Raw genomic sequence first — 602 nt, 5'->3', positions numbered from 1 at the left:
GATGACATCAGAAAAATAAGATAAAAAACAAACAGTGACCGACTTCTTGCATAACTTGTTTCTAAAGGTAATTTGTGTATCAATCCGGTACTCGCATCCTCACGTACTAAAGTGTACGCTGTAGTACTGCGTTCCGTGTTTCCTTCAAATTCCTCTTTATTAGCTACGTTATGCAAGAAGTCGGTCACTGTTTGTTTTTTATCTTATTTTTCTGATGTCATTCCCGCGGAGGTGGGAATCCAGAAAAAGTAGCCTTAATCCCGATCTCAACAATTACACATTAATTAACAAAATAAACCTATAAAAACAAGTTTTTATAGGTTTTACTGGATTCCCGCCTCCGCGGGGATGACATCAGAAAAATAAGATAAAAAACAAACAGTGACCGACTTCTTGCATAACTTGTTTCTAAAGGTAATTTGTGTATCAATCCGGTACTCGCATCCTCACGTACTAAAGTGTACGCTGTAGTACTGCGTTCCGTGTTTCCTTCAAATTCCTCTTTATTAGCTACGTTATGCAAGAAGTCGGTCACTGTTTGTTTTTTATCTTATTTTTCTGATGTCATTCCCGCGGAGGTGGGAATCCAGAAAAAGTAGCCT

Annotated in this window: 1 protein-coding gene and 1 pseudogene; both read right to left on the bottom strand. The window is 38.2% G+C overall.

The window, feature by feature from the left end; all coding sequences use genetic code 11:
• On the bottom strand, positions 1 to 188 hold a 188-nt coding region (locus O6R16_RS08120; protein WP_499680711.1), incomplete at its 3' end, for a palindromic element RPE1 domain-containing protein.
• Positions 189 to 385: 197 nt separating this feature from the next.
• Positions 386 to 535: pseudogene (locus O6R16_RS08115) on the bottom strand (palindromic element RPE1 domain-containing protein); the annotation flags it as partial.
• Positions 536 to 602 lie beyond the last annotated feature (67 nt).

Origin of the sequence: Candidatus Rickettsia tasmaniensis (assembly GCF_036857515.1) — a bacterium.
Classification (GTDB): Bacteria; Pseudomonadota; Alphaproteobacteria; order Rickettsiales; family Rickettsiaceae; genus Rickettsia; species Rickettsia rickettsii.
This window is presented reverse-complemented; position numbering and strand designations above follow the sequence as displayed.